The sequence below is a fragment of the Skermanella sp. genome, assembly GCF_059503625.1.
Map to the genome: position 1 here is coordinate 1 of NZ_JCACHA010000238.1, position 3189 is coordinate 3189.

Below are 3189 nucleotides of genomic sequence, written 5' to 3' on the forward strand. Positions count from 1 at the left end.
CCTATCCTCGCGTGTCGCAACCTTCACCACAATGTGGGGTGCCGATGACGGATACATACGATGAGCCGATTGGCAAGCACGACAGGTCGCAGGCATGGCATTTCACGAAGATCCGCTCCTGGTCCACTGGGCGATTGGGTACCTGCACGATACCGAGTTCGCTCGCCCGGAGCCACGGAAGTTCGTCGAGGAGACATTCCTCAGCCCGTCAGCGGTCCGATATTACTTCGACACCTGGGAGCCGCATGACCTCAACGTGCTGATTGGTATTGTCCCCGACACAGTCCTCGCCGAGCATGTGGACCGGCTGGTCGAGATGTGGCCGACGCTGCCCTATCGGGCCGCCATCGACGCTGCTGCCTTCCTGGCCCGCCACGATGGCGTCCGGGCCGCCAGCTTGTTCGAGGGCTACCTGTCCGAACCGGATGCCGTCCGCTCCCGGCAGGTCGTTGGCATCCTACAGTCCCTGGATCATCTCGCCCCCGAGGCCACCCGCCGGATCATTGATTTCGCCCAGCCGGTGATCGAGACCCTCACCGACACCGATGACGCCTATGCGGCGAACATCGCACGGATCACGGCGGCCCTGCGTTCGCGTCACCCGGCCCGCATCGAACTAGTCCGACGGTTTCTGTCCGAGTGGGCTAGCGAACGGGGAGAGCGGGCCTACGCCAACCATCTGGAAACTATCTCGGCAGTCCTATTCGGCGATCACTCGCAATTCGGCGTTGTTCGCGACTACGTGCTCGGCTTCACCAAGCAGGGCATTGGTCCGGTCGCGGCATTCGTTTTCCAGTCCGGGATCGACATCACGGCCGTCGAGAACATCCTGCGACCTCTCCGCACCAATGATCGCAAGGCCGCCGACAGGGCCATCACGCTGCTCGGGTCGGTGCCGCAGGAGTTGGTCGCCGCGACGGTCGGCGAGCCCGCCTGGGAAGACCTCGTCGCCCTGGTCGACCAGGGCTTCCCACAACCCTCGTCACCGACGGCGAAGCGGATCTGGCACGGCGTCATTGCCTTGGCTGGACTGCTCAGCGTCTATCGGCGGGACCGGCTTGATCTGAGCGACGTCAAGAATCGGGACATTTGGCCCCTGGTCGCGGCGGACATGCGGCTGCCGGCGGGCTTGGACGAAGTGGGCGAACACCTTCGGACGCTGCCGCCGGAGGAGGTCACCAGCCATCTGACGCGGATTGCTCGCGAGCACGCCGAGGACTATGGAGCCGTCCATGCCGCTGATCTGATGGCCCAGCTTGGTGATCCGGCGTTCCTGCCCGTGCTGATCGACCTGCTGGACGCTGAGTTCGAAGAAAGTCGCAACGCTGCCCTCAGGGCGGCGGAGACGTTTGGTGACGCCGCTATAGAATACATTGATCAGCATTTCGACCGGTTACCCGAGTTCGTCCGCATCCTCGCCCTGGGATTAGCCGTGAGGAATGGATCGCCAGCAGCGGTCGGCCTGATTGATCGGCACTGGGACGAGTTTCTCGACGAAAGCGACTATGAACTCGGCGAGGCCGTCCTGGTTCTGGATGACCCGGTGTTGAACGAGCGGTTGAAGGGATTGATCGGCCAGGACTTTCAAGGCATCGACCGGGCCTTCGCCATTCTCGGCTTGCTGCATGGCGGTTTGGCGGAGGAGCACCGGGAGCTTGAGAAGCTGGTGCGATCGCAGTTCGAAAAGGATAACCGCCGACAGCATGACTTCCTGGCGGAAGCCCTCGATGGCAATAGCGGCGTACCCAGGCTTGACGTCCCGCTGACATGTATGAAGTGCGGACACACCGCGACCTACGAGGTGCACGACATCTGGGTCTCACCGGACGCCCCCAGTCCCCAGCCCTTCCTGGCCGAGGACATCGCCTGCACGGCCTGCGGGGCAGTGTCGGAATTCGATTTCACCCCGGAGGCCGTCGAAACCATCACGGCCAAGCTTGCCGAACTGGGTGATGAGGATTGGTTTTTCTCGCTTGGCGAGCGGTTCTCGCCGGTCAAGCGGCGGTTGTTCACCGGGGCGTTCGGGGAGAGGCTGTCGGCCCAGCAGTTGCTCGCCCAGCTTAGTCAGAATTCCGGAAAGGGCGAGGCGTACCGGCTCCTTCGACTCGGACATGCCTATCATACTGCGAACCGGTTTGCCGAAGCGGAGCGTCTCTACCGGCAGGCCATCGACAGCGATCCCACCTGGATCGAGGCGTACTATAGGCTTGCCGACATTCTTGAACGCCGCGAGCAGATTCAGGAGGCGATTACGGTGCTCGAGACCGGGGCGACGCACGGGAAGGCACTGCCGTGCCGGCGGCCGCTCGGCTGGCCGACATTAGGTGACTTCATCCACGAATACCTTGGTCTCCACGCCAGACTGACCGCCATGGCGGGACAGCACGGGAAGCTTGCCGCGTCGATGTTCGCGACTAAGGTTCACCGCAACGATCCCTGTCCGGTCGGTACGGGCAAGAAGGTCAAGAAGTGCTGCGGCGGAGAGGGGTGATGGGCGTCCATTCCAGGCTCAGCGTTCGACGGCAGGCGTGATGCCATGCGGTATGTTCGCCCTTGGTCCCGAGTGCTGTCGATGTCTGGTAAGTAGCCCGGCAGAAGATGGTCGCGACGCCAGATGTCCCCAGCAGTGCCGGGTCCTCCGCACAAACGTCCGAGACGTTTCGCGACCTTTGAGACCGATGTGCCGCCAGTCGGTATGGTAGTCGATGGCACTACGCTCGGAAGCACGAACGATTTCGTACTGCCAAGAGACGATTCCCATACGTCCAAGGTGGAAACCCGTCAGATCACCTCAAGACCATCTGCTTCCATGCCCTTTTGCCCAGCCTTTTCGGTGAAGCGAACACGTTGGTTCTCATGCAGCGTGCTCAACCCAGCACGCTCGACCGCCCGAATGTGGACGAAGATGTCCTTCCCACCCTGATCGGGAACGATGAAGCCGAAGCCTTTGTCCGGGTTGAACCACTTCACCGTGCCTTCGACGGTTCCGCCACTGCTGGGCTTCGACCCGTATCCGTAATCATCGTAGCCGCTGACGTTCTGGTGGGGATACCGGGATCCGGTTGTCGGGCGATTGCCTCGCTGGCTCGAGGTGGAACCAGCCTCCATGCTGTGGATTGTTGAAACCTGGGGTCCCTTCGGTCCATCGGCCAGATCACACACAATGGTCGATCCTTCGTCCAAGCTTTG

At 62.1% G+C, this 3189-nt stretch carries 2 protein-coding genes; one reads left to right on the top strand and one right to left on the bottom strand.

Translation table 11 applies throughout. The annotated features are described in order from the left end of the window. Positions 1–94: 94 nt before the first annotated feature. Complete coding sequence (locus tag AC5JJ6_RS05800) at positions 95–2491, top strand: tetratricopeptide repeat protein (RefSeq protein ID WP_496041131.1); 2397 nt, start codon at positions 95–97, stop codon at positions 2489–2491. 290 nt (positions 2492–2781) lie between these two features. On the opposite strand, the gene AC5JJ6_RS05805 is transcribed toward AC5JJ6_RS05800, so the two are convergent. Continuing rightward, on the bottom strand, positions 2782–3189 hold a 408-nt coding region (locus AC5JJ6_RS05805; protein ID WP_496041132.1), incomplete at its 5' end, for a cold-shock protein.